The organism is Vogesella sp. LIG4 (genome assembly GCF_900090205.1).
GTDB lineage: Bacteria > Pseudomonadota > Gammaproteobacteria > Burkholderiales > Chromobacteriaceae > Vogesella.
The window spans coordinates 3,957,298-3,982,626 of record NZ_LT607802.1; the positions used below are offsets into that span (position 1 = coordinate 3,957,298).

Annotated in this window: 23 protein-coding genes; 8 read left to right on the forward strand and 15 right to left on the reverse strand. The window is 65.9% G+C overall.

Translation table 11 applies throughout. The features are described from left to right. Window position 1: 1 nt before the first annotated feature. The 10 genes from truA to leuC form a co-directional block, all read right to left on the reverse strand. Window positions 2-790: a tRNA pseudouridine(38-40) synthase TruA gene (gene truA, locus PSELUDRAFT_RS18245; protein WP_088968170.1), complete on the reverse strand. Its 789-nt coding sequence runs from the start codon at window positions 788-790 to the stop codon at window positions 2-4. Continuing rightward, window positions 787-1,020: a hypothetical protein gene (locus PSELUDRAFT_RS18250; protein ID WP_088968171.1), complete on the reverse strand. Its 234-nt coding sequence runs from the start codon at window positions 1,018-1,020 to the stop codon at window positions 787-789. Before PSELUDRAFT_RS18250 ends, truA begins: the two co-directional genes overlap by 4 nt. Then, entirely contained in the window at window positions 1,020-3,569 is a 2,550-nt protein-coding gene (locus PSELUDRAFT_RS18255) for a hypothetical protein (protein ID WP_157725176.1), read from the reverse strand. The genes PSELUDRAFT_RS18250 and PSELUDRAFT_RS18255 overlap by 1 nt, the downstream gene beginning before the upstream one ends. A gap of 76 nt (window positions 3,570-3,645) precedes the next feature. Next, window positions 3,646-5,844: a FimV/HubP family polar landmark protein gene (locus PSELUDRAFT_RS18260; RefSeq protein ID WP_157725177.1), complete on the reverse strand. Its 2,199-nt coding sequence runs from the start codon at window positions 5,842-5,844 to the stop codon at window positions 3,646-3,648. 169 nt (window positions 5,845-6,013) lie between these two features. Continuing rightward, window positions 6,014-7,027, reverse strand: a complete 1,014-nt coding sequence (locus PSELUDRAFT_RS18265) for an aspartate-semialdehyde dehydrogenase (RefSeq protein WP_088968174.1) — start codon at window positions 7,025-7,027, stop codon at window positions 6,014-6,016. 68 nt (window positions 7,028-7,095) lie between these two features. Continuing rightward, window positions 7,096-8,202, reverse strand: a complete 1,107-nt coding sequence (asd, locus tag PSELUDRAFT_RS18270; RefSeq protein WP_088968175.1) for an aspartate-semialdehyde dehydrogenase — start codon at window positions 8,200-8,202, stop codon at window positions 7,096-7,098. Window positions 8,203-8,481: 279 nt separating this feature from the next. After that, on the reverse strand, window positions 8,482-9,546 hold the full coding sequence (gene leuB, locus PSELUDRAFT_RS18275; protein WP_088968176.1) for a 3-isopropylmalate dehydrogenase: 1,065 nt from the start codon (window positions 9,544-9,546) through the stop codon (window positions 8,482-8,484). Between the two features lie 64 nt (window positions 9,547-9,610). Then, window positions 9,611-10,249: a 3-isopropylmalate dehydratase small subunit gene (leuD, locus tag PSELUDRAFT_RS18280; protein WP_088968177.1), complete on the reverse strand. Its 639-nt coding sequence runs from the start codon at window positions 10,247-10,249 to the stop codon at window positions 9,611-9,613. 27 nt (window positions 10,250-10,276) lie between these two features. Further along, a complete protein-coding gene (locus PSELUDRAFT_RS18285) occupies window positions 10,277-10,429 on the reverse strand; it encodes an entericidin A/B family lipoprotein (RefSeq protein ID WP_088968178.1) in 153 nt (50 codons plus the stop codon). Between the two features lie 37 nt (window positions 10,430-10,466). After that, on the reverse strand, window positions 10,467-11,873 hold the full coding sequence (gene leuC / locus PSELUDRAFT_RS18290) for a 3-isopropylmalate dehydratase large subunit (RefSeq protein ID WP_088968179.1): 1,407 nt from the start codon (window positions 11,871-11,873) through the stop codon (window positions 10,467-10,469). A gap of 152 nt (window positions 11,874-12,025) precedes the next feature. On the opposite strand from leuC, the gene PSELUDRAFT_RS18295 reads away from it, so the two are divergent. Continuing rightward, window positions 12,026-12,799: a helix-turn-helix transcriptional regulator gene (locus PSELUDRAFT_RS18295; RefSeq protein ID WP_088968180.1), complete on the forward strand. Its 774-nt coding sequence runs from the start codon at window positions 12,026-12,028 to the stop codon at window positions 12,797-12,799. Between the two features lie 14 nt (window positions 12,800-12,813). On the opposite strand, the gene PSELUDRAFT_RS18300 is transcribed toward PSELUDRAFT_RS18295, so the two are convergent. From PSELUDRAFT_RS18300 to PSELUDRAFT_RS19545, 3 genes are all read right to left on the reverse strand, one after another. Then, window positions 12,814-13,938 carry an MFS transporter gene (locus PSELUDRAFT_RS18300; protein WP_197693910.1) on the reverse strand — a complete coding sequence of 375 codons (1,125 nt, stop codon included), beginning with the start codon at window positions 13,936-13,938 and terminating at the stop codon, window positions 12,814-12,816. A gap of 150 nt (window positions 13,939-14,088) precedes the next feature. Next, window positions 14,089-14,499: an RNA-binding S4 domain-containing protein gene (locus PSELUDRAFT_RS18305; protein WP_088968182.1), complete on the reverse strand. Its 411-nt coding sequence runs from the start codon at window positions 14,497-14,499 to the stop codon at window positions 14,089-14,091. Next, window positions 14,496-14,639 carry a hypothetical protein gene (locus tag PSELUDRAFT_RS19545; protein ID WP_157725178.1) on the reverse strand — a complete coding sequence of 48 codons (144 nt, stop codon included), beginning with the start codon at window positions 14,637-14,639 and terminating at the stop codon, window positions 14,496-14,498. Before PSELUDRAFT_RS19545 ends, PSELUDRAFT_RS18305 begins: the two co-directional genes overlap by 4 nt. A 305-nt stretch (window positions 14,640-14,944) precedes the next feature. Between PSELUDRAFT_RS19545 and PSELUDRAFT_RS18310 the strand changes: the two genes are divergently transcribed. The 4 genes from PSELUDRAFT_RS18310 to PSELUDRAFT_RS18325 all read left to right on the forward strand — a co-directional run bounded on the left by PSELUDRAFT_RS18310 (window position 14,945) and on the right by PSELUDRAFT_RS18325 (window position 20,995). Further along, window positions 14,945-16,714: an alpha/beta hydrolase gene (locus PSELUDRAFT_RS18310; protein ID WP_088968183.1), complete on the forward strand. Its 1,770-nt coding sequence runs from the start codon at window positions 14,945-14,947 to the stop codon at window positions 16,712-16,714. Window positions 16,715-16,800: 86 nt separating this feature from the next. Continuing rightward, entirely contained in the window at window positions 16,801-17,982 is a 1,182-nt protein-coding gene (locus tag PSELUDRAFT_RS18315; protein WP_088968184.1) for an acetyl-CoA C-acetyltransferase, read from the forward strand. Window positions 17,983-18,213: 231 nt separating this feature from the next. After that, on the forward strand, window positions 18,214-20,001 hold the full coding sequence (locus tag PSELUDRAFT_RS18320) for an aminopeptidase P family protein (RefSeq protein WP_088968185.1): 1,788 nt from the start codon (window positions 18,214-18,216) through the stop codon (window positions 19,999-20,001). Window positions 20,002-20,215: 214 nt separating this feature from the next. Then, on the forward strand, window positions 20,216-20,995 hold the full coding sequence (locus tag PSELUDRAFT_RS18325; protein ID WP_088968186.1) for an ABC transporter substrate-binding protein: 780 nt from the start codon (window positions 20,216-20,218) through the stop codon (window positions 20,993-20,995). Between the two features lie 61 nt (window positions 20,996-21,056). Here the strand turns inward: PSELUDRAFT_RS18325 and PSELUDRAFT_RS18330 are convergent, their stop codons facing one another. Further along, complete coding sequence (locus tag PSELUDRAFT_RS18330) at window positions 21,057-21,626, reverse strand: cysteine dioxygenase (RefSeq protein WP_088968187.1); 570 nt, start codon at window positions 21,624-21,626, stop codon at window positions 21,057-21,059. An 80-nt stretch (window positions 21,627-21,706) separates the two neighbouring features. Next, a complete protein-coding gene (locus tag PSELUDRAFT_RS18335; RefSeq protein ID WP_088968188.1) occupies window positions 21,707-22,633 on the reverse strand; it encodes a LysR substrate-binding domain-containing protein in 927 nt (308 codons plus the stop codon). A gap of 163 nt (window positions 22,634-22,796) precedes the next feature. On the opposite strand from PSELUDRAFT_RS18335, the gene PSELUDRAFT_RS18340 reads away from it, so the two are divergent. The 3 genes from PSELUDRAFT_RS18340 to PSELUDRAFT_RS18350 are packed head-to-tail and all read left to right on the forward strand — an operon-like array spanning window position 22,797 to window position 25,297. After that, entirely contained in the window at window positions 22,797-23,120 is a 324-nt protein-coding gene (locus tag PSELUDRAFT_RS18340) for an adenylate cyclase (protein ID WP_088968189.1), read from the forward strand. Window positions 23,121-23,132: 12 nt separating this feature from the next. Then, entirely contained in the window at window positions 23,133-24,074 is a 942-nt protein-coding gene (locus tag PSELUDRAFT_RS18345) for an LLM class oxidoreductase (protein ID WP_088968190.1), read from the forward strand. Beyond that, window positions 24,071-25,297 (forward strand): MFS transporter, encoded by a 1,227-nt coding sequence (locus tag PSELUDRAFT_RS18350; RefSeq protein ID WP_088968191.1) that lies wholly within the window; start codon window positions 24,071-24,073, stop codon window positions 25,295-25,297. Before PSELUDRAFT_RS18345 ends, PSELUDRAFT_RS18350 begins: the two co-directional genes overlap by 4 nt. Window positions 25,298-25,329 lie beyond the last annotated feature (32 nt).

Here is a 25,329-nt window from a genome sequence, read left to right on the forward strand (position 1 = left end):
GTCATCTCCACAGCGTCAGCCGCGCTGGCGCGGCGTGCGATGGCACATCGAATTCCGGCGGATAGCCGACACCGGTCAGGTACAGGCCATCCGGCATGAAGGTGGGCGGCGCCAGGGTGCGGTCGCGTGCGGCCAGCAGTGTCTGCAGGCCGGCGCTATCCAGGCTGCCCTTGCCCACATACAGCAGCGCGCCCACCAGGTTGCGCACCATGTGGTGCAGGAAGGCATCGGCCAGCAGATCGAAGCTGATCACGCCATCCGCCTCCCGGATATCCAGCAGCTGCAGGTTTTTCAGCGGCGACTTGGCCTGGCATTCGCTGGCGCGGAAACTGGAAAAATCGTGCTGCCCGAGCAGGCCCTGCGCCGCGGTGCGCATGGCGGCCACGTCCAGCGGCTGGTGATACCAGCCGATGCGGCCGGCGGTCAACGCCGGGCGTACCGGGTCGGTAAGCAGCAGGTAGCGGTAGGAACGGGAAAACGCCGAGAAACGGGCGTGGAAGGTCTCCGGCACTTCGCGCGCCCAGGTTACCGCCACGCTGTCCGGCAGGTGCGCGTTGACGCCGCGCACCCAGGCGTTCAGCGGCCGCTGTGCGTCGGTATCGAAATGCACCACCTGCTGCAGCGCGTGCACGCCGGCGTCGGTACGCCCGGCCGCCACGGTGACGGTGGGCTGGCCGGCGATGGTGGAAATCGCCCGGTTCAGCCTGTCCTGTACGGTATTGCCGTGCGGCTGGCTCTGCCAGCCGGCAAATGCGCGCCCGTCGTACTCCAGGCCCAGCGCTATCCTCATGCCACTACTTTCATTACAACCGCCATCAGGAGGCCCGCCAGCAGCGCGCCGTCCCGTCTGTTCCAAGGGTAAAGAGGCAACTGTACCTTATCGGCACCGGCTTGTGCCATTGCCGGCGCCTGCAGATGGCGCACCGGCAAGGCCGGCAGCAACAGTCGGGAAAGATTCAGCCCCGGGAAGAAGACTGCGCCGCAGCGGGTAAGGGAATGCGAAACGGCAAGACGCGGCATCAGTTGCTGTTGCCTTTGAGCAGCGCCTCGGCCAGCTCCTTGTCGCCCATCTCGCGGTACAGCTCGGCCAGCGCGGCAGTCTCGTCATCGGTTTCCGCCAGTTCGGCCATCGGCACCGCCTCGTTGCCGCTGACACGGCGCACCACTTGCCGCACCGGTTCGCGCGGTGGCGCGGTCTGGGTAATCGGCGGCGCTGGTGGCGCCTCGGTGGAACGGTACAGCAGATTGGCCGGGTCGAAGCTGGCGCCCAGCTGCTGCACGCGCGGCCACAGCGCACCTTCACCGCCGGTCATCGCCAGGACATCCAGTGCCTCGGCTTCGAACGCCTCGCGCGCGCCGGCCTCGGCCAGCAGCTGCAGCAGGCGCACCCGCAACGCCTCGGCCTGCGGGTCCTGCTGCAGGGCGCTGCGCAGCAGCTGCTGCGCTTCTTCACGGCGGCCATACAGCATCTGGATATCGACCTCGGCCAGCACTTCGGCCACGCTCTGCGGCTGGGCTGCGGGCGCGGCGGCAGCAGCGCTGGTCACGGCGCCATCGGTGGCGGCCAGCGGCTCTGCATCGGCCTCGGCTTCTTGTGCTATGGGTTCTTGTGCGACGGGCTCTGGCGCCAGGAACGCCTGTGCCATGGCCTCCGGTACCGGCTCCGTCTGCTGCTCCAGCGGCGCTGGTTCCAGGGGGTCCGGCTCCACGGCCTCGGCCTGCTGCGCAGGCTCCGGCTCGGCCGTTGCCGTTAGGTCGTCGGCCTGCGCGGCGGCAAGCATGGTCTCCGGCAGTTCGGCTTCCGCCGCGGCAGCCTGTGGCGCCAACTCGTCGGCTATTGGCAACTCCAGCATCGCGTCGTCCGCCGCCAACAACGGCGGCTGCGATTCCGCCAATACCTCGGACGGCATGCGCATCGCCGGCGCTTCCTCCTCGGCCAGCGCGGCCATGGTGGCCAGCTCAGGCTCCTCGAACGCCAGCATCGCCGGCTCGGACGGCATGGCCAGCGGCTGGGTCGCAGCCGGCGCTTCATCCGCCACCGGCACCAGGGCGTCCTCGGCACGCTGGCGTAGCGCCTGTGCGGCCAACTCCTGCGCCTCCTGCTGCGATGCCTGCTCTTCCTGTGTCTGCTGCTTGCGCCGGCGCCAGATCGCCCAGGCCAGCAGGCTCAGTACCGATGCGCCGCCCACGCCGGTAAGAATCCAGTCGTCCAGCGCGGACATCAACTCGTCGTCGTGTTGTTTGTGTGCCGTCGCCGGCAAGGCATGCGGGCTGGGCTGCCCCCTGGCGCCGGAGGCAATGCGCTGAATCTCGGCTTCCAGCTTGTTGATGCGCGTCTGCGCCTCATGCAGATGGCGGATGCGCTGCTGTTCCTGCGCCTGACTGGCCGCCTCGGATGCAGCACTGGTTGCCGGCGCGGCCTTGGCACTGGATGCCGCGTCGGCCAGCGCCGGTTGCGGGCTTGCCAGTGGTGGCGCTGCCGCCGGCTTGGGTAGCGGTTTTGGCAGCGGCTGTGGCGCTGCCTGCGGCGTTGGCGCCGGTGCAGCCTTGCGCAGCTGCTGCCGCCGTGCGTGGGCGGGTTGCGGCTGCCGTGCATGGCTGGCTTGCGGCAGCTGCAGCAGCGCACCGGCCAGCATGCGATTGGGGTTGCCATCGATGAAGGCATGCGGGTTGTCACGCACGACCTGCAGCGCCAGTTCGTTGCGCCGATGCAGCCCGTGCGCCATGCCGCTGACCAGCAAGGACAGCGTCTCGCCCGGCTGCACCCGGTGCAGCGCGTGTTTGCCCGCCAGCTTGGGCTGGCGCGGCACGTGTGCCAGTTGCCCCGGCGCCAGTTGCAGCGGAATGCGGAAACTGCGGGCCACCAGCAGGCCGCGGGCGCGGGTTTCCAGTACGAAGGCCAGTTCATCCGCCAGCAGCGGCTGCGCGCCCTCCAGCGTCAGCCAGCGGCGTTGCTGTTCCTGGTGGTAGTGCACGGTGATGCCGTCGTCCGGCGTGGACGCGGTGCGCTGCAGCACGAAGTCCTGGTCGCCCAGCGCGTCCGGCCACTGCCCCAGTAGAGGCACCTCCGCCAGCAGCGGCGCACCATGCCTGGACAGCAGCCGCGCCTCGCCAAATGCCAGGATATTGTCGGCGGGCACCGCGGCCGGCATGTCGCCGCCGGCGGCGCTGGCATCCTGCCGTTGCGGTGCCTGCTGCGCAGTGGGTGTAGCGTGGTAAGCGCGCACTTCGCGCCCGGCGGCCCAGGCCAGCTCCAGCGCGAAATCCAGTGCTTCGTCGGCATTCATCACCGGGCCCATGATGCGGATCATGTAGTGGCCTGGCTGGTCCTCGACGGTCAGTATCTTGAGCTGGAACGCCTTGGCGGAATAACTGCCCAGAAAGGGATATTGCTGCGATGAGGCCAGCGAGGCGTAGGGCCCCAGCATGCCCGGTTCGTCCAGCACCGGAATCTCGGCGAGAAACGGCTCTCCGGCGGCCGACAACACCCTTACCTCGCCCAGCCCGGCATGGGCGAACGGAGCCAGCATTCCCAGCGCCAGCGCAACGGACAGCGCCTTCAGTCGCACGCCATCATCCCCTTTGAAAATTCGATGCAAAAACAGGCTGCACAACACACGTCATGCAGCCTGGGTCGTGGCTCTCTTACAGCGTGTTCAGCAGGGCTTCCGCTTCTGCCTTCAGGCTGCCCTGAGCTTCTTTCACCAGCTCTTCCAGCACTTCACGCGCGCCTTCCTTGTCGCCCATGTCCAGGTAAACGCGCGCCAGGTCCAGCTTGGTGGACAGCGGGTCGTCGCTGACATCCAGGCCGGTGGTCGGCACGGCTTCTGCCGCGGCCGGCTTCGCCGCTTCGCCAGCATGCGGCTCCAGGCTGCTCATGTCGAAACTGAAGGTTTCCAGTGCATCCGGCTCGGCTGCCGTTTCCTTGGCGGCCTCATTACCCGGCAGCATGCTGTCGAGGTTGAAGTCGAAATCCAGCATGTGGCTGTTGTCCGGCGGCGGGGGCGGCACCGGCTCCGGCGGCGTGGCCGGCTTGGGCGGGTTGAGCAGCGCATCCAGGTCGTCGTCGGCAGCCGGTGCCGGCTCGGCCAATGCAGCCTCGATATTGCCGGCGGGCTGGCTGGTAGCGGTGGGCGCGGACGGCGCATCTGCCGCGATGTCGCCCATCAGCTCCTTGTCCAGGTCCAGCACCTGGTCGGAGGCAACCACCTCCACCGCTCCCGCGGCGGCGGCCGGCGCCAGATCGGCATACAGCGGATTATCCGGGTCGATGGAACGCCCCAGCCCGGCGGCCTTGCCCCATACGCTGCCCTGCCCGCCGGTGACGGCATGCAGTTCCTTGGCATGGGTCTCCAGCGCACCGCGATCCTGGCGCGATGCGTAGATTTCCATCAGTTTCAGGCGCACTTCGTGGCGGGTCGGGTCCTTGCTCAGCGCATCCTTGAGGATGTCCTCCGCCTGCTGGTCGCGTCCGTAGGCCAAGTAGACCTCTGCCTCGGCCACCGGGTCCACTTCCACGGTATCCACCGTGTTCATGCTGGTGCGGGTGAAGTCGGCCAGGAAGGCACTGTCGGTCGCAGTGGCGGCGCCCGTGGCGTGCCCGGCGTCCGACAGCGGCATATTGATGGTAGCCGGGGACAAGGTGCTGGTATTGCCACGGCGGCGGCGCAGGAACACCACCGCAGCCGACAGCAGCAGAATGGCGGCGCTGCCACCGGCAACCAGCGGCAGGTTATCCAGCAGCGAGCCGATGAAGGACGGCCCGCCTTCCGGCTTGGCCGGCGCGGCCTGGGCCGCGGTCTGCGCCTGCAGGGCCTTGAGCTGTTTCTCCAGCTGGTCGATCTTGTGCTGGGCGTCCTGCAGCGCCTTGTCGGTGGCGGAGGCGGATGCTTCCGGCGCCTCCAGCTTGAGTACCGGCGTGGCGCTCGGCGCCGATGCCGCCGCGGCCGATGCTACCGGCGGCGGCAAGGCTGGAGCCTTGGCGGCCGGGGCCGGCGCGGGTAGCGGAGCCGGTGCGGCAGCAGGCTTTGCTGGCGTCTGCGGAGCCGGCTCGGCCAGCGGTTTGGCCGGGCTTACCGGGCTGGCAGCCATGCTGCCGGCCAGTATCTGCGCTACCTGCTGCTCGTGCAGCGCGTGCACCGCCGCTACGGACGGCACTTTCAGCGCACTGCCGGCCCGAAGCGAAGACGGGTTGCCGTTGATGAAGGCATTGGGGTTGGCCTTGACCAGCGCCGCCATGACGCGCCGCTGGCTCACGCCGCCCATGCCCAGGCTGTGGGCAATGCCGGACAGGGTCTGCCCCGGCTGTACCACGATGTTGCCGTGCGCCGTCGGGTAGGTCGGCGGCACGGGGGCGTTGTCTGTTGCCGCCGGGCGCGTGCGCACCGGCGTCGGCTGCGGCCGGTTCAGCTTCAGCGGCGCGGTGCTGACCGGCGCCGGGCTGCGGCTGATTTCATCGGCATGGCCGGCGTATTCGGCCGGGTCCAGCAGCACGGTGTACTCACGCACGTAACGGGCGTTGGCCGCACGCGCCTCCACCACGAAGCGCAGGAAAGGCTCGCTGATCGGCTGGGTGGAGGAAACACGGATATACGGCTTGCCATTGGAACGGTAGGCCAGCGTGAAGCGCAGGCTGCTCAGCACACCGGCGTAATCGACTTGCAGATCGCGAAAGGTATCGATGGAGGCCAGCCCCACCCTGACAACTTCTTCATCCCCCTTGCCGCTGCCAGTCAAGTCGATGTCCGCTCGCAGGGCCTCGCCCAGGTTGGAGCGGACAGCGATTCCGCCCAGCCCCGCCCAGGCAGAAGTAGAAAACAGCAAAGCCAACAGCAGCGAACTCATTCTTTTCTTGGCCAGCATCTTGTTGCATTACCTTTCGCTGTGATTATCTGTACCCCGCGGCGCTACACAGCCCGCGGGGACGTGCCTGCTGCCTTAACTATCAAGCGCGCAGATCAACAAGTCAAACTACATACAATATTAACCGTCGATACTAACTGTAGTTAGGCCATCAGGCAAAATAGCCGCGTTTCATCAAGGCTGCTGCGGTGGCCACGCAGTTATGCGCAATGGCGGCACGGATATTGTCGGCGGCCAGCCAGAATTGCAGTGCCCGGCCCTGGCGGCGCACGCGGCTCACCCACACTGCCTCGTTGCCGGAAGCTTCCAGCGGGGTGACGTAGGGCATGTCGCCGGCTGGGTCATCCACCACCTGCAGGCCGGCCGCCGCGAACAGCTCGCGCGCCTTGTCGGCACTCAGCGCATCGGCGCTTTCCACGCTTACTGCCCAGCCATGGCCGAAGAACACCGGCACGCGCACGCAGCTGGCCTCGATGACCAGCGCCGGCTGCGCCAGCAGCTTGCGCACTTCCTGCTCTACCGACAGCTCTTCCTCGCTCACGCCCTGCTCGTCCACGCTGCCGATCAGCGGCAGCACGTTGAAGGCGATACGCTTGGGGAACACTTCCATTTCTGCGTCGCGCTGCGAGAACAGCGCGGTGGTCTGGCTGGCCAGCTCTTCCAGTGCCGCCTGGCCGCTGCCGGATACCGACTGGAAGGTGGTAACACTCACGCGCTGCAGGCCGGCAGCCTGCAAGGTGGCCAGCGCCTGTGCCAGCGGGGTGACGGTGCAGTTGGGGATGGACACCAGCGGCGCCTCGCCCAGGTCGTCCAGCTGCTTGTCGTTGATGCGCGGCGCGTACAGCGGCACGTCATCGGCCTGGCGGTAGGCGGCGCTGAAATCCACCACCGCGGCGCCGGCGGCGCGTGCTGCCTGCACGTACTGGCGCGACAGCGCAGTGCCGGCCACAAAGATCACCAGTGCCACGTTGGCGAAGTCGAACTCCTCCACCGCCAGCACGTCCAGCTCCAGGTTGCCGTAGTAAGCGCTTTCGCCTTCCTTGTCGGCGACATCCAGCGCGTACACACGCTCGATCGGCAGCTCGCGCTCGGCAAGCAGTTCCAGCACGGCCTGGCCCACCAGATTGGTGGCCCCCACTACGGCAACACGAATGGCTTCAGACATATTCTTTCCAGATAAAAAACAGAAAGGGCGCCGCCGGCGCCCTTGAAGGAAACAGCTTCAAGCGTATTTTAACGCTCAATCAGAATCCGCAACATACGGCGCAGCGGTTCGGCCGCGCCCCACAGCAGCTGGTCGCCGATCACGAAGGCCGACAGGTACTCGCTACCCATGTTCAGCTTGCGCACGCGGCCAACGCCTACCTGCAGGCTGCCGGTAATGGCGGCCGGGGTCAGCTCCTTCACCGAGATCTCGCGATCATTCGGCACCCACTTCACCCACTCATTGCCGGACTTGATGATGGACTCGATCTCGTCCAGCGGCAGGTCGCGCTTGAGCTTCACGGTCAGTGCCAGGCTGTGACAGCGCATGGCGCCGATGCGTACGCACAGGCCGTCTACCGGAATGGTGGCATCGGTGCCCAGGATCTTGTTCACCTCGGCCTGGCCCTTCCACTCTTCCTTGGACTGGCCATTGTCCAGCTGCTTGTCGATCCACGGGATCAGGCCGCCAGCCAGCGGGGCGCCGAAGAATTCGGTCGGCACGTCTTCGCGGATGGCCGCAGCCACCTTGCGATCGATCTCCAGGATGGCGGAAGACGGCGTAGCCAGCTCTTCGGCCACGGCGCCATGTACCACGCCCATGCCCTTGAGCAGTTCGCGCATGTGGTTGGCGCCGCCACCGGAAGCAGCCTGGTAGGTCATGGAGGAAACCCACTCCACCAGACCGGCACGGAACAGGCCGCCCATACCCATCAGCATGATGGAGTTGGTGCAGTTGCCGCCAATGAAATCCTTCACGCCATCGGCGAGGCCGGCGTCGATCACGTCGCGGTTCACCGGGTCCAGCACGATGATGGCGTTGTCTTCCATGCGCAGGGTGGAAGCGGCATCAATCCAGTAGCCCTTCCAGCCGGCTTCGCGCAGCTTGCCGTACACCTCGGTGGTGTAGTCGCCGCCCTGGCAGGTAACGATGGCGTCCATCGCCTTGAGTTCATCGATATTGCGCGCATCCTTCAGCGGCGGCACAGTGCGGCCAACGTCCGGCGCGGCACCACCCACGTTGGAGGTGGTGAAAAACACCGGCTCGTCGATAACCGCAAAATCGTTCTCTTCACGCATGCGCTGCATCAGCACGGAACCAACCATGCCACGCCAGCCTACAAAACCTACTCGCACGATACTTCTCCTGAATGTCTGTCGGGTGATTTGAAACTGTTTTGCCGGCCTGTTGACGCACCGGCTCTATTCGATGATCAACCCCATTGTGCAGGGCAACAGCCGACCGCACAATGGGGTTGTTTGTTTTTATTTGAACTGCATTAAAACGGTAATTTTCAGCGCCCGTTCACTGCCCCGCACACTCGCGGGCGACAAAACAAAAACGGCTGCAAATACGGCGTTTACCCATGGCAAACCCGCATCCGCAGCCGTTCTCAAACCGGGCAGCAGAGGTATTTACAGCGCAGCGATTACCGCGTCACCCATGCTGGAGCAGCTCACCTTCTCGCAACCGGCCTCGAAAATGTCGGCGGTACGGTAGCCCTGGGCCAGCACCTTCTTCACCGCGTTTTCCACGCGCTGGGCGGCGGCTTCCTGGTTGAAGGTGTAGCGCAGCATCATGGCGGCGGACAGGATGGTGGCCAGCGGGTTGGCCAGGTTCTTGCCGGCGATGTCCGGGGCGGAACCGTGGCTGGGCTCATACAGGCCCTTGTTGTTCTGGTCCAGCGATGCCGACGGCAGCATGCCGATGGAACCGGTGAGCATGGAAGCCTCGTCGGACAGGATGTCGCCGAAGATGTTGCCGGTCACCATCACGTCGAACTGCTTGGGGTTGCGCACCAGCTGCATGGCGGCGTTGTCCACGTACATGTGGCTCAGTTCCACCTGCGGGTATTCGCGCGCCACGTCGATCATGATTTCTTTCCAGAACTCGGTGGTTTCCAGCACATTGGCCTTGTCCACCGAGCACAGCTTCTTGTTGCGCTTCATGGCGATGCCGAAGGCCACGTGGGCGATGCGGCGGATTTCGCTTTCGCTGTAGCGCATGGTGTTGAACGCTTCGCGCTCGCCCAGCTCGTTCACCGCGATGCCGCGCGGCTGGCCGAAGTAGATGTCGCCGGTGAGTTCGCGCACGATCATGATGTCGAGGCCGGACACCACTTCCGGCTTCAGGGTGGAGGCATTGGCCAGCTCCGGGTAAAGGATGGCCGGGCGCAGGTTGGCGAACAGGTTCAGATCCTTGCGGATCGCCAGCAGGCCGCGCTCCGGGCGCAGCGGGCGGTCCAGCTTGTCGTACTGCGGGCCGCCCACGGCGCCCAGCAGCACGGCGTCGGCCTCGCGGCACAACTTCTGGGTGAACTCCGGGTACGGTACGCCGTAGGCGTCGTAGCCGGCGCCGCCCAGCGGCGCCTCTTCCATTTCGATGGGCAGGCCATCCTGGCGCAGTACATCCAGCACGCGGCGCGCCTGGGCAATGATTTCCGGACCGATGCCGTCACCCGGCAGAACTGCGATCTTCATGTTTGGTATCCCGTCAGATTAAGTGACAAAAGGTTGGCCGCATGCGGCCAACCTCATGGGCAAATCAGGCAAACAGCCACGGCTGTTCGGCGCGGCGCTTGGCTTCGAACGCCTTGATCTCTTCGGCATGCTGCAGGGTGAGGCCGATTTCGTCCAGGCCGCCCAGCAGGCAGTGCTTGCGGTGCTCGGTGATGTCGAAGGCAAAGCTCTGGCCGGACGGGGTGCTGATGGTCTGCGCCGCCAGGTCCACCTTCAGCTGGTAGCCTTCCGCTGCTTCACACTCGCGGAACAGCTGGTCCACCACTTCGGCCGGCTGCACGATGGGCAGCAGACCGTTCTTGTAGCAGTTGTTGAAGAAGATGTCGGCGAACGACGGCGCGATCACCACGCGGAAACCCTGATCTTCCAGTGCCCACGGCGCATGCTCGCGGCTGGAGCCGCAACCGAAGTTCTCGCGCGCCAGCAGCACCTGGGCGCCGGCGTAACGCGGGAAGTTCAGCACGAAGTCCGGGTTCAGCGGGCGTGTGCTGTTGTCCATGCCCGGCTCGCCGTGGTCCAGGTAGCGCCATTCGTCAAACAGGTTGGGGCCGAAGCCGGAACGCTTGATGGACTTCAGGAACTGCTTGGGGATGATCGCGTCGGTGTCGACGTTGGCGCGATCCAGCGGGCAAACGAGCCCGTTCAGGGTAGTGAATGCTTTCATTGTTTTGCTCTCCGAGGCGGCTAGCCTTTACTGCACAGCGTTTTCAATGGCCTGACCTGCCTTTTGCAGGCCGTGCCCCACGGCTTCCCCGCCCTGTTTCAGATCTTGCCCCACGCCGTGCACGGTATTGCAGGCGGACAGCAGCAGGGCCAGGAACAGGCTGATAGCGAACGTTTTCATGAGGCGGCTCTTTCCAGTAACGAAGGATGAATTCGTCTTAGAGGGTACGAATATCCACGAAGTGCCCGGCAACCGCGGCAGCGGCGGCCATGGCCGGGCTGACCAGGTGGGTACGACCGCCCTGGCCCTGACGGCCTTCGAAGTTACGGTTGGAGGTGGAGGCGCAACGCTCGCCCGGCTGCAGGCGGTCGGCGTTCATCGCCAGACACATGGAGCAGCCCGGTTCGCGCCATTCGAAGCCGGCGGCCACGAACACCTTGTCCAGGCCCTCGGCCTCGGCCTGCGCCTTCACCAGGCCGGAGCCCGGCACCACCAGCACCTGCTTGACATTGGCGGCCTTGCTGCGGCCCTTGGCCACCGCGGCGGCTTCGCGCAGGTCCTCAATGCGGCTGTTGGTACAGGAGCCGATGAACACGATGTCCACCGGAATCTCGTTGATCGGGGTATTGGCCTGCAGGCCCATATAGGCCAGTGCGCGCTCGATGGAGCCCTTCTTCACCGGGTCGGCTTCCTGCGCCGGGTCCGGCACGCGGCCGTTGATGTCGGTCACCATTTCCGGCGAGGTGCCCCAGGTGACCTGCGGCTGGATGTCGGCGGCGTCCAGGGTGATCACAGCGTCGAAGTGTGCGCCTTCGTCGCTGTGCAGGGTGTTCCAGTAGGCCACGGCGGCATTCCACTGCTCGCCCTTGGGCGCGAACGGGCGGCCTTTCACGTAGTCGATGGTTTTCTGGTCCACCGCCACCATGCCGGAGCGGGCGCCGGCTTCGATGGCCATATTGCACAGGCTCATGCGGCCTTCCATCGACAGGCTCTCGATCGCTTCACCGCCGAACTCGATGGCGTAGCCGGTACCGCCGGCGGTGCCGATCTTGCCGATAATCGCCAGCGCCACGTCCTTGCCGGTGATGCCTGCGGCCAACTTGCCGTCCACGCGCACCAGCATGTTTTTGGACTTCTTCGCCACCAGGGTCTGGGTGGCCATCACGTGTTCCACTTCCGAGGTGCCGATGCCGTGCGCCAGCGCACCGAAGGCGCCGTGGGTGGAGGTGTGGCTGTCGCCGCACACCACGGTCATGCCCGGCAGGGTGGCGCCCTGCTCCGGCCCCATCACGTGCACGATGCCCTGGCCCTTGTCCTTGAACGGGAAGTAGGCCAGCGCGCCGAATGCCTTGATGTTGGCGTCCAGGGTTTCCACCTGCTGACGCGAGATCGGATCCTTGATGCCTTCGTCCCAGTGGTCGGTGGGGGTGTTGTGATCAGCGGTGGATACCACCGAATCGACACGCCACAGCTTGCGCCCGGCCAGCTTCAGGCCTTCGAAGGCCTGCGGGCTGGTCACTTCGTGTACCAGGTGGCGGTCGATGTACAGCAGTACGGTGCCGTCGGCTTCCTGGTGTACCACGTGGCTGTTCCAGAGCTTGTCGTAGAGAGTCTGTGCGGTCATGGTTTGCTTTCCGTTTGCTGGCGCTGTCAGGCGCCGGGGTCGCTGGATCATTGTGCCGTCAGGCGGCGTTGCTGCCATCATTGCGCAGCACGCTTCCTAGTACAAGATAAGCATTTATACTAGTAGTAACACTACCACCCACAGAGGCAGACATGGAACAGCACGGCCCCGGCCCGCTGGGCGAATTCATCCGCAGCCATCGCGAACGCATCACCCCGCAACAGGCCGGCCTGCCGGCCGGCAACCGCCGCCGCGCCAAGGGCCTGCGCCGCGAGGAAGTGGCGCAGCTGGTAGGCATCAGCCCCACCTGGCTGACCTGGATCGAGCAGGGCCGCACCCAGTCAGTCTCCGCCGGCACGTTGTCGCGGCTGGCCGAGGTGCTGATGCTGTCGCGCGCCGAGCGCGACTACCTGTTCGACCTGGCCGGCCTGAAAGACCCGCAGGAAGCCAGCCTTGCGGCCAACCCCGAGGCGCAGCAGGCGCTGGCGCAGGCGGTGGGCAAGATCGCTAGCCCGGCCTACGTGCTGGATGCGCTGTGGAACGTACCGGCCTGGAACGCCGAGGCCGCCCGCCTGTTCAGCGGCTGGCTGGACGACGGCGGCAGCGGCCACAACCTGCTGCAGTTCATGTTCCAGCACCCGCTGGCACGCACGCTGGTGGACGACTGGCCGACGCGCGCGCGGCGCATGGTGGCCGAGTTCCGCGCCGAGATCAGCCACCACCACGACGAAGCGGTGGCGGAGTTGCTGGAACGGCTGCGCCAGGACAGCAGCGAATTCGACACCCTGTGGCGGCAGCAGGACGTGCAGGGCCGCGAAGGCGGCGAGCGGGTATTCAACCACGTCGCACAAGGCCAGCTGTGTTACCAGCAGCTCACCCTGCGGCTGGCGCATGCGCCGGGGCTGAAGCTGGTGATGCTGTTATAGGGTTGGCCGCACGATTACACAGCCGGCTGCGGCTTTAGCCATTTCAGACACACCGCCACCCCCAATAGCGCCGCGGCGGTGGAAATGCCGAAGGTCAGCGCCACGCCGCCGTGCTGCCACAGCACACCACCGAGCAGGCCGCCCAGGCTGCCGCCAACGCCGAACGAGGCCACCGTGTACAAGCCCTGCCCGCGCGCCTGCTGCTGCGCGCTGAAGAAGCGGTGGATCAGCCCCACCGACGCGGCGTGGTGGATGCCAAAGGTGAAGGCGTGGCCACACTGCGCCAGCACCGCCGCCAGCGGCAATGGCAGCAGGGTGGCGATCAGCGCGAAGCGCACGGCCGACACCAGCAGCGAGGCCAGCATCAGCCGCTCCAGGCTGAAGCGCGCCATCAGCCGCGGCATCTGCCAGAACACCATGATTTCCGCCATCACCCCCACCGACCACAGCCAGCCGGTGGCGGCCTTGTCGTAGCCGGCTTCCTTCAGCCCCAGCGAGTAGAAGTTGTAATACGGCCCCATGCCGAAGGCGAGCAGGAAGCAGCAGGCGAACAGCGCGATGACGCGCGGCTGGCGCAGCGTCGCCAGCATGGATTCCTGCGTGCGGCTGCGCTTTTCCACCGCCACCTCGGGCACCGCCCAGCCGGCCAGCACCACCAGCGCCAGCAGGCCGCACACCAGCCACGGCAGGCTGGCCAGCGATACCCACTCCAGCAGATAGCCGCCGCTGCTGGCCAGGCAGACAAAGCCGATGGAACCCCACACGCGGATGCGGCTGTAGCGGCCGGGCTGACTGCGGGTGAGCTGGCTGGTGGTGGCCTCGGCCAGCGGCAGCGATGCCGCCCAGAAGAAAAAGCCCAGCGCCAACGCGGCGAACATGCCCCAGAAGCTGTGCTGCCACGCGACCAGCACGAAACTGGCGGCAGCGGCCAGCGAGGTCCAGAAGATGATGGCGCGGCGCTTGCCGGCACGGTCGGCCAGCCAGCCCCAGAACACCGGCGACACGATACGCGCCAGCGTGGACAAAGACATCAGGATGGAAATCTGCAGCGGAGAGAACGACAGCGACTGCAAGTACAGTGACCAGAACGGCCCGAACAGGCCCTGGAAGGCGAAGTAACTGAAGTAGAACGCAGCCATGGCTGCCAGCGGGGGAACAAACGAAACAGGCATTGCGGCCAACCTTCAAGCGGGCAGCGCATTCTATCGCAATGCCGCTGCCCGGGGAAATGACGGCAGCCTGCCGACTGACCCGGCGAACAGGTCGCCGTGGGCAGCGCGGCTGCGCCGCTACCAGTTGTCCTTGAAGCGAATGATGTCGCGCCGCGCCTTCTTGGTGGGCCGGCCGTCACCGTAGGGGAAGCTGGCGTGCTCGGCCTTCTGCAGGCCGATCTGGTGCTCGCGCGCGGCGATGGACTCCTCGCTCTCGCTGTACAGCAGCCGCGCTTCCGCTGCCGGCCGCCGCTGGCTGGCCAGCGCCAGCACGCTGACGTTGTAGACCAGCTTGTCGAGGCGGATCTGCAGCAGATCGCCCACCTTTGCCACCCGCGATGCCTTCACCCGCTCGCCGTTCACCAGCACGCGGCCCAGCTCCAGCGCCTCGTGCGCCAGCTGCCGGGTCTTGAAGAAACGCGCCGCCCACAGCCACTTGTCCAGCCGCAGCTTGCCATCGTCCTGTTCCACCTGCTGCTGCCTGCTCATGCTGCCACCTTCATCTTGCCATCCATCAACGGGAAATCAGCCGCAAAGGTAGTGCCGGCTCCGCTGCGCGTCAATGCGGCTGCGCACTGGCCGCCGCAGCGCCATTTGTGCATCGCCGCAACAGGCGGATTCTCATCCATGGTGAGCTGACTAGCAGCGGGCCGCCCTTAACCGGTTGCGCATTGCAACATAACAAACCATTGAAAGTTAAAGACTTTCCCGCCCGCTGAAAAACAGCGACAAGGTTGGCCGCAAGGCGCTACGCGGCGCTGCCCGGCAAACCGCGCGGCGCAAAGCCCTCAAGCGCCGCCGCCCACGCCGGCAATGCCTGTTGTTTTGTCATAAAGCGGTGATACAGTGGTTGTCCTACATCCGGTTGCGGGCCGCCATAAAGACAAGCACAGCTCCCCGTCGGCCACCTTGCCATTTTCTGTAAGGAAACCAAATGAGTCAGGAACCAAAGGCAGCACTGGATAGTTTCTTTGCCAGCATCTCCGAAAACAATCAGAAGTGGATGCAGCAATTCGTCAACGCCATGTCGGCTGGCGCCAGCCCCGATCAGGCCGGCAACCCGCTGGCCGGTGCCTGGGGGCAGATGATGGAAAGCGCCAACCAGTTCATCGCCATGCAGAACAGCCTGTACCAGCAGCAGATGAACATCTGGCTGCAGTTCCTGGGGCAGGCGCCTGCTGCCGCCGGCACCGCCGCGGCCGGCAGCGACCGCCGCTTCTCGGCGCCGGAATGGAACGAGCACCCGTTCTACAACTTCCTGAAGCAGAGCTACCTGCTCACTTCCAAGTGGATGACCGAACTGGTGGACAAGGCGCAGCTGGAGGCCGGCGACAAGGAGCGCCTGGCCTTCGCCACCCGCCAGTACATCGACGCCATGTCGCCCAGCAACTTCATGCTCACCAACCCGGAAGTGGTGAAGCGCGCCATCGAAACCAAGGGCGAGAGCTTGGTAGAGGGCATGAAGAACGTCATCGACGATCTGCAGAAGGGGCATATCTCGATGTCGGACGAAAGCAAGTTCGACATCGGCAAGAACATTGCCTGCACACCGGGCCAGGTGGTGTTCCGCAACCAGCTGATCGAGCTGATCCAGTACACCCCCACCAGCGGCGAGGTATACGAAAAGCCGCTGCTGATCGTGCCGCCGTGCGTGAACAAGTACTACCTGATGGATCTGCAGCCGGACAACTCCATGGTGCGTCACTTCGTGGCTCAGGGTTACCGCGTGTTCCTGGTGAGCTGGCGCTCCGCCACCCCGGAAATGAAGAACTATCAGTGGGATAACTATATCGAAGAAGGTGTGTTCGCCGCCGCCGAGACGGTGAAGAAGATCACCAAGCAGCCGTCGATGAACGTGCTGGGCTTCTGCATCGGCGGCGTGATCCTGACCACCGCGCTGTGCGTGGCCAAGGCTCGCGGCCTGAAGTATTTCGATTCCGCCACCTTCATGACCTCGCTGATCGACCATACCGACCCGGGCGAGATCAAGGTGTTCCTGGACGATAACTTCTTTGCCGCCCGAGACGCCAAACTGGCCAGCGGCAACGGCGGCATCGTCAGCGGCAAGGAACTTGGCCGCACCTTTGCCAGCCTGCGCGCCAACGACCTGGTGTGGAACTACGTGGTGAACAACTACCTGCTGGGCAAGACCCCGCCGCCGTTCGACCTGCTGTACTGGAACAACGACGCGGTGGACCTGCCGATGCCGATGCATACCTTCTTCCTGAAGGAGTACTACCGCAACAACGCGCTCACCAAGCCGGGCAGCATCACCCTGTGCGGCGTGCCCATCGACGTGCGCACCATCGACATTCCGGTGTACATCTTCGCCGCCCGCGAAGACCACATCGTGCCGTGGCAGTCCGCCTTTGGCGGCCTGAAGTACCTGACCGGCGCGCCGAGCTGCCACTTCGTGCTGGGCGCTTCCGGCCACATCGCCGGCTCCATCAACCCGGTAACCAAGGACAAGCGCAACTACTGGGTGAACGACAAGCCTGCGGCCAACAGCGAAGCCTGGCTGGACGCGGCGGAAAGCCGCCCCGGCAGCTGGTGGAAGGACTGGGACGCCTGGCTTGCGCCGCAGTCCGGCAACAAGATCGCCACGCCCAAAACCATGGGCAGCAAGGAATTCCCGCCGCTGTGCGCGGCACCGGGCGAGTATGTACTCGCCAAGGCAATGCCGGCTCTCGCTGCATTGCAATAATCTGAAACAGGTTCCGTGCTAGAGTGGGTATCGCCCGTGCGAAAACCACTCTAATAAGCACATCACCCGACACTTTGGAGAAACCGATGCAAGACGTAGTTATCGTTGCAGCCCTGCGTACCGCCGTTGGCAGCTTTGGCGGCTCCCTGTCCAAAATCCCGGCACCGGAACTGGGTGCCACCGTCATCAAGGGCCTGCTGGAACAAACCGGCGTAAAGCCGGAAGACGTCAGCGAAGTGATCCTGGGCCAGGTGCTGACCGCAGGCAGCGGCCAGAACCCGGCGCGCCAGGCGCTGATCAAGGCCGGCCTGCCCAACAGCACCCCGGCATCCACCCTCAACGTGGTGTGCGGCTCCGGCCTGCGCGCCGTACACCTGGGCGCCCAGGCCATTGCCTGCGGCGACGCCGAGATCGTGATCGCCGGCGGCCAGGAAAACATGTCGCTGTCCCCGCACATCCTGCCGGGTTCGCGTGATGGCTTCCGCATGGGCAATGCCCAGCTGGTGGACACCATGGTGGCCGACGGCCTGACCGACGTGTACAACCAGTACCACATGGGCATCACCGCCGAAAACGTGGCCTCCAAGTACGACATCAGCCGCGACGAGCAGGACGCGCTGGCACTGGCCTCGCAGAACCGTGCCGAAGCCGCGCAGAAAGCCGGCAAGTTCGCGGACGAGATCGTTCCGGTGCTGGTACCGCAGCGCAAGGGCGACCCGGTAGCCTTCGTCGATGACGAGTACATCAAGCTCGGCGCCACCGCCGACGCGCTGGCCAAGCTGCGCCCGGCGTTCAAGAAGGAAGGCACCGTTACCGCCGGTAACGCTTCCGGCATCAACGACGGCGCCGCCGCCGTGCTGCTGATGAGCGCCGCCAAGGCCGCCTCCCTGGGCCTGAAGCCGCTGGCCGTGATCAAGTCCTACGCCCTGACCGGCTGCGCGCCGGAAATCATGGGTATCGGCCCGGTGGCCGCCACCCGCAAGGCGCTGGACAAGGCCGGCTGGACGGTGGAAGACCTGGACCTGGTGGAAGCCAACGAAGCCTTCGCCGCACAGGCACTGGGCGTGGCCCGCGAGCTGGGCTGGAGCGCCGACAAGGTGAACGTGAACGGCGGCGCCATCGCGCTGGGCCACCCGATCGGCGCTTCCGGCTGCCGCGTACTGGTGACCCTGCTGCACGAAATGCAGCGTCGTGACGCCAAGAAAGGCCTGGCTACCCTGTGTATCGGTGGTGGCATGGGCGTGGCGCTGGCGGTTGAGCGCCCGTAAGCACACTCGCGAGATCGTAAGCAGGCTGCAAGCCATTACTTTTCCGCATGACAAACCGGGGCCCTGCCCCGGTTTTTTCATGGCTGGCGCATCGGGCGCGTGGCAACTGTCTGCAGACAGCCCCAGGCGACCTGTCCCTTAGTTCAGCCGGTTGCGGTTTACCGCGGCAACGCTTGCACACGCTTGGGTGCTTCCGCAAAATGGATACAATATTTTGTTGGAGCATCCCCCATGAGCCAGATCCCCCAGCGCATTGCCGCCCTGCGCGCCACCATGCAGCAACACGGCATTGCCGCCTGTCTGATCCCCTCTTCCGACCCGCATCTTTCGGAATACCTGCCGGGTTACTGGCAGGGCCGCCGCTGGCTGTCCGGCTTCCATGGCTCGGTGGGGCTGCTGATCGTTACCGCCGACTTTGCCGGCCTGTGGGCGGACAGCCGCTACTGGGTGCAGGCAGAGCAGGAACTGGCCGGCAGCGGCATCCAGCTGATGAAGATCCAGACCCTGGCCAGCACCCACCACCTGGACTGGCTTGCGGCCAACCTTGCCACCGGCAGCACGCTGGCGGTGGATGGCGACGTGCTGGGCCTGGCCGCGGCGCGCGCGCTGCAGACCACGCTGGACGGCGTGGGCGCTACCCTGCGCACCGACCTCGACCTGCTGCAGCAGGTATGGAGTGAGCGCCCGGCCCTGCCGGTAGCGCCGGTATACGCCCACCTGCCGCCCTACGCCGCCGTTGGCCGCAACGACAAGCTGACCGCCGTGCGCGGCGCCATGCGTGAAGCCGGCGCCGACTGGCACTTCATCTCCACCCTGGACGACATCGCCTGGCTCACCAACCTGCGTGGCAGCGATGTGAACTACAACCCGGTATTCATCGCCCATCTGCTGCTGGGCCAGGACAGAGCCACGCTGTTCGTCGGCGGTGGCAAGATCGACGCCGCACTGGCAGCAGAGCTGGCTGCCGACGGCATCCTGCTGGCCGACTACGCTGGCGCCAAGGCCGCGCTGGCGGCATTGCCGACCGGCAGCCGCCTGCTGCTGGACCCGCGCCGCATCACCCTGGGCCTGCGCCAGGCGGTACCGGTGCAGGTTCAGATCAGCGAGCAGATCAACCCCAGCACGCTGCTGAAATCGCGCAAGACCGCCGACGAAGCCGCCCACGTACGCCAGGCCATGGAACTGGACGGCGCCGCACTGGCCGAGTTCTTTGCCTGGTTCGAAGCCAACGTTGGCCGCAGCGCCATCAGCGAGCTGACCATCGACGAGCAGATCACCGCCGCGCGCGCCCGCCGCCCCGGCTTCGTCTGCCCCAGCTTTGCCACCATCGCCGGCTTCAACGCCAATGGCGCGCTGCCGCACTACCGCGCCACCGAGGCCAGCCACAGCGACATCGCCGGCAACGGCCTGCTGCTGATCGACTCCGGCGGCCAGTACCTGAACGGCACTACCGACATCACCCGCGTGGTGGCGGTAGGCCAACCCAGCGCCGAGCAGAAGCGCGATTTCACCCTGGTGCTCAAGGGCATGATCGCGCTGAGCATGGCGCACTTCCCGGTGGGCACCCCGTCGCCGATGCTGGACTCGCTGGCGCGCGCGCCGATCTGGCAGGCCGATATCGACTTCGGCCACGGCGTGGGCCACGGCGTGGGCTACTTCCTCAACGTGCACGAAGGCCCGCAGAGCATCTCCCGCTCGCAGCCGGAAGCCACCATGGCGATGCAGCCGGGCATGATCACCTCCAACGAGCCCGGCATCTACCGCCCGGGCCAGTGGGGCGTGCGCATCGAGAACCTGCTGCTGAACGTGGCCGCCGCCGACAACAGCTTCGGCAGCTTCCTGAAGTTCGAAACGCTGACGCTGTGCCCGATCGACACCCGCTGCATCGCGCGCGAGTTGCTGAGCCCGGCCGAAACCGCCTGGCTGAACGACTACCACGCCGAGGTGCTGCGCCGCATCGCGCCGCTGGTAAGCGGCGAGGCACTGGCCTGGCTGCAACAGGCCACCCGGGCAATCTGAGCGAGAAAGGTTCCGGCTGCCCCAGGCCGGAACCAAATGGCTATACTGCCGCGTTAGAACATTTTCACGATCTCGCGAGCGAGAGCGAGACCAGACGAAAACGGCCGGGGAAGCGGAACTGACCTGGAGTCAGTACGCATTACCGGGTCGAACTCAACGCCGTCTCGCCGACGCGCAGCAGATCGTGGGCAAGCGCTTAGCCATGGATTGCCGCATGAAGATCACCCGATTACTCCCCCTGTGCACCCTGCTGGCCCTGCTGGGCCAGGCACTGCCCTGCCAGGCGCTGACCCTGCTTACCGAGGACTGGCCGCCGGTTACCTTCCAGAACGGCCGCGGCGTGGCCGACGGCATGGCGGTGGAAGTGGTGCACGCCATCCAGACCCGCATCGGCGACAGCAACCCGATCCAGGTGCAGCCCTGGGCGCGCGCCTATAGCAGCCTGCTCAATGACGGCAACGTGATGCTGTTCACCGTTGGCCGCAACGCCGAGCGGGAACGGCTGATGACCCTGCTCGGGCCCATCCTGGTGTCCAGTACCGACATCGTTTCCCAGGCCAGGAACGCCGCCAGCCTGCGCCAGTTGCCGCCGGGCGAGCTGCGCAAGCTGCCGGTGGCCGCCTATCGCGGCAGCATCTTCGCCAGCAGCGCCAAGGCCGCCGGCTTCCAGGTAAGCGAAACCAACGACCCGGGCCAGTCGGCGCGCATGCTGCTGGCCGGGCGGGTAAAACTGTGGGCGGACGGCAACGTGGTGATGAGCCGGGTGCTGCGCGAACAGGGCGTTGCCCCCGGCGCGGTGGAAAAAATCGTCACCCTGGACAAGCTGGACCTGTACCTGGCGTTCTCGGCCAATGTGCCGCGTGACACCATTCTGCAATGGGAATCCGGGCTGAAAGCCATCAAGCAGGACGGCACCTTCGCCGCCATCCACCGCCGCTGGTTCCCGCAGGAGCAGCCGCCATTGCAGGTGGAACGGCTGGGCATCCAGAAGTAAGCCTGCCTGACGCGACAAAGCCCGGCATGCCGGGCTTTGTGGTATCGGCGAGCCTGCCGGATCAGCTTTCGTTGTGCGCCACGGTGATCCGGCAGCGGGTACCTGCCGCCACATCGTAGGTGTTGAAATCGTTCATCGTGCGGCCATAGAGATGCAGGCTGACCGCGCGACCGCGCTCGGCCGGCACGCCGGTGATGTGAATGTGATCCGGGTTGGGCACGAAGCTGGTTACCGCACCGTGCCGCAGCAGCACGATGCCGCCACGAACCAGCTCGATACCCTCGTCAGCGCCGCGATCCGGCGACAGCCGCACATAGCTGCGTTCTTCCAGCACGCCCTCCACCACGCCTACCACACCCCAGCTGCCGTGATCGTGCACCGGCGTCCACTGCCCCGGCAGCCACACCAGCGCATACAGCGACAGGCTCTTGTCCGGCGCCTCGTAAATCAGGTTGCGGGTATAGCCGCTGTCACTGCTGCGGTAATGCTGCGGCTGCAGGAAGGAGCCGGCATGCTCGATCAGCTCCAGCATCAGCGGCGCCAGCGCCAGCACGCAGTCGGCCGGCTCCGCATGCAAGTGGCTGCGCGTGCTGGCCTGGTCGATGAAACGCTCTAGCTCTGGAGAGTTCATGGCGGCAGGGCGATATTGAAGACAAAGAGAATTCATCTTATATCAACGGCATTGAAATACCAGGCAGCCTGCGGCCAGGCTCAGCACTCCAGCCAGGTCGCCGCCGGCCGTGCCGTCCCCCTGCCGCCCAGCGTGTCGACCAGGTAATCAACAAATGACACGATGCGCGAGGAAAGCGCCGTGTTGCGGTAATAGACAGCATGAATCGGTTGCCGCACATCCTGCGTCTGGCGCGCTAGCACCTGCACCAGGCGCCCGGATTCGCGATCCTGCGCGGTCATGAAGTCCGACAGGCAGACAATGCCCGCCCCGTCCAGCGCCAGTTGCCGCAGCGTCTCCCCGCTGGCCGCGCACACCGCCGGCGCTATCCGGTACGGCTCGCCATCCGCGGCGGTCAGCGGCCACACGTTCAGCGATTCCGGCTGGTTGAAGCCCAGCAGCGCATGCCGGTCCAGCTCCTTGACCGTGCGGGGCTGGCCGTGCGCCTCGATATAGGCCGGGCTGGCGAGCACGCGCAGCCGGCTGTGGCCGATCAGCCGGCTGTGCAGCGTGGAATCCTTCAGCCGGCCGATGCGAAAGGCGACGTCGGTGCGCCGTTCGAGCAGATCGATGATGCCTTCGTTGCTGTTCAGCTCCAGCTCCACCTGGGGAAAGCGGGCGCGGTAGCCGCCCACCAGCGGCACGATCACGTGCAGCATGAACGGCGAGGCAGCATCGATCCGCAAGCGCCCGGACGGCTGTTCGCGCCGCGCCAGCATCTGCTCTTCCGCGCTGTCCACCGATTCGATGATTGCCCGCGCACTCTGCAGGAAGCTGCGCCCTTCCTCGGTCAGCTCCAGGCGGCGCGTGGTCCGCCGCAGCAGCGTGGTCTGCAGCTTGTCCTCCAGCCGCGCCAGCGAGCGGCTGGTTGCCGACACCGTGAGGTCAAGCTGCTGCGCGGCCGCGGTGATCGAGCCGCTGTCCACCACGGTTGCAAAGGCCTGCAGCTCGTCGAGTGTGACTTTCATTGTTGATTTTTCGTCAAAATAATTTCGCTTATAGACCAGTTTTTACGCAAAAGTAAAGCGGGCACACTGCGCTCCATCGTTACCGGAAACCGGGATGCTCCCCGCCCATGTGGCGGGCCGCGCATCCGCCCATCGGGCACTTCCCTTCACCCAGGAGCTCAGCATGACTGCACCGACCCAACTGCCGCCGTTTGCCGGCAAGACTTTCGAAGTCCGCTACGACGGGCTTACCGCCATCAACGCCTATGCCGACGACGGCATCCACATGCGCTACCAGATCACCGAAGGCGCTTTTGCCGGCGCAACCGGCGAAGTCGCCTACAGCTGGCAGCACATCGCCGGCGACTGCTACGCGATTTCCTGGCAGGAGGCCGACCGCGCCACCGTCGTGCATATCGACGACTTCGCCGCCGGCACCTCGCGTTCTTTCTTTACCGCGCCTTCGCTCGATTTCCATCGGCTCGACGGCAGCCTGCGCGCCCGCTGAACAGGCCAGACCATGCCTACTCCACTTGCAAAACTGAGCAGCGGCGGCTTCAGCATCGGCATCGAGCTGCCGCTGGACAACGACTGGTCGCCGGATGGCGAAGCCAGCCGCCTACGCGACGGCCGCCGCCACGGTGTGCCCAGCCTGGCACGCCACGCCGAACTCGCCCAGCTGGCGGACCGCCTCGGCTTTCGCGCCCTGTGGGTGCGCGACGTGCCGCTGTACGACCCGTCGTTCGGCGATGCCGCCCAGGTGTTTGAAGTGTTTGCCTACCTGGGCTACCTGGCCGGCATCACCCGCGACATCCTGCTGGGCACGGCGGCGGTAGTACTGCCGCTGCGCGAGCCGCTGCTGACGCTGAAGTCGGCCGCAAGCATCCAGGCGCTGAGCGGCGGCCGGCTGCTGCTCGGCGTTGCCAGCGGTGACCGCCCGGTGGAATACCCGCTGTTCGGCCGCGATTTCGAAACACGCGGCGCGAACTTCCGCCAGCAGGTCGCCCTGCTGCGCGACGGCGCCCGCGGGCACCTGCCGCCGGGCATCGAGGTACTGCCTGCCACGCACACGCTGCCGCTGCTGGTCGCCGGCCTCGCACAACAGTCGCCGCAGTGGATAGGCACGCATATGGACGGCTGCCTCGCCTACCCGGGTACGCCGGACGACCATGCCCGCCGCGTTGCCAGCTGGCGTGCCGTTGCCGGTGACAAGCCCTACACCAGCTTCATCCATCTCGATCTCGCGGACGATCCGCAGCAGCCGCTGCAGCGCCACCGCTTCGGCGCACGGGCCGGGCGCCTCGCGCTGATCGAGGAACTGGCCGCCATGCGCGACGCCGGCGTGCAGCACATCGGCCTGCACTTCCGCCGCAACCGCCGGCCGCTGGCGGAAACGCTCGCCGAAATCGCCAGCGAAGTCCTGCCGCATTTCCATCACGTACAGAAGGAACTCACCACATGACCCAGTCCGCCACATCGACACCGGCTCGCACCGGCAGCGAATGGCTGCCGCTGCTGGCGCTGGCTATCGGCGCATTCAGCATCGGCACCACCGAGTTTTCCCCGATGGGGCTGCTGCCCGTCATCGCGCAGGGCCTGCATGTCTCCATCCCCACCGCCGGCATGCTGATCACCGCCTACGCACTGGGTGTGATGATAGGCGCGCCACTGATGACCATCGTGTTGTCGCGCTGGTCGCGGCGCACCGCGCTGATTGCGCTGATGGGCATTTTCACATTGGGCAACCTGCTGTCGGCACTGGCAACGGACTACACCACCCTGCTGCTGGCACGCCTGGTCACCAGCCTCAACCATGGCGCCTTCTTCGGCCTGGGCTCGCTGGTTGCGGCCAACGTGGTACCCCGCCACAAGCAGGCCAGCGCGGTGGCCACCATGTTCATGGGGCTGACCATCGCCAATATCGGCGGTGTGCCCGCCGCCACCTGGCTGGGGCAGACCATAGGCTGGCGCATGTCGTTCGCTGCCACCGCGGTGCTGGGCGTGATCACGATGCTGGTGCTGCGGGCCGCACTACCCAGGGGAGTGGCCGGACAACGGCCGCAGGTGCGCGGTGAGCTGAAGGTGCTGACCCGCCCGGTGGTGCTGATGGCCATGGCCACCACGGTGCTGGGCTCCGGTGCGATGTTCACGCTCTACACCTATATCGCCCCGACGCTGCAACAGCTGGCCGGCGCCACGCCGCAGTTCGTCACCGTCATGCTGGTGCTGGTCGGCGTGGGCTTCTCGATCGGCAATATGGCCGGCGGCTGGCTGGCGGACCGCTCGCTCAACGGCAGCCTCATCGTCTTTCTGCTGCTGCTGGTCGCCATCATGCTGGCGTTCCCGCTGCTGGCAAAAACCCAGCTGGGCACGGCCTTCGCCGTGGTGGTCTGGGGTGCCGCAACCTTTGCCGTGGTACCGCCGCTGCAGATGCGGGTGATGCGTGCGGCGGCGGAAGCACCGGGGCTTGCTTCTTCGGTCAACGTCGGCGCCTTCAACCTGGGCAATGCCGTTGGTGCCGCCGCCGGTGGCGCCGCCATCTCGGCGGGCTTTGGCTACCAGGCAGTACCCATTGTCGGCGCGCTGATCGCGGTATCGGGTTTGTTGCTGGTACTGCTGCAGATCGCCCGCCAGCGCCAGCCGGCATCCGGCCGGCTGGCCGAAGCCGCGCCGCAGGATATTTGACTTTTTATCAACTGTAATTCGCGTTTGCTGCG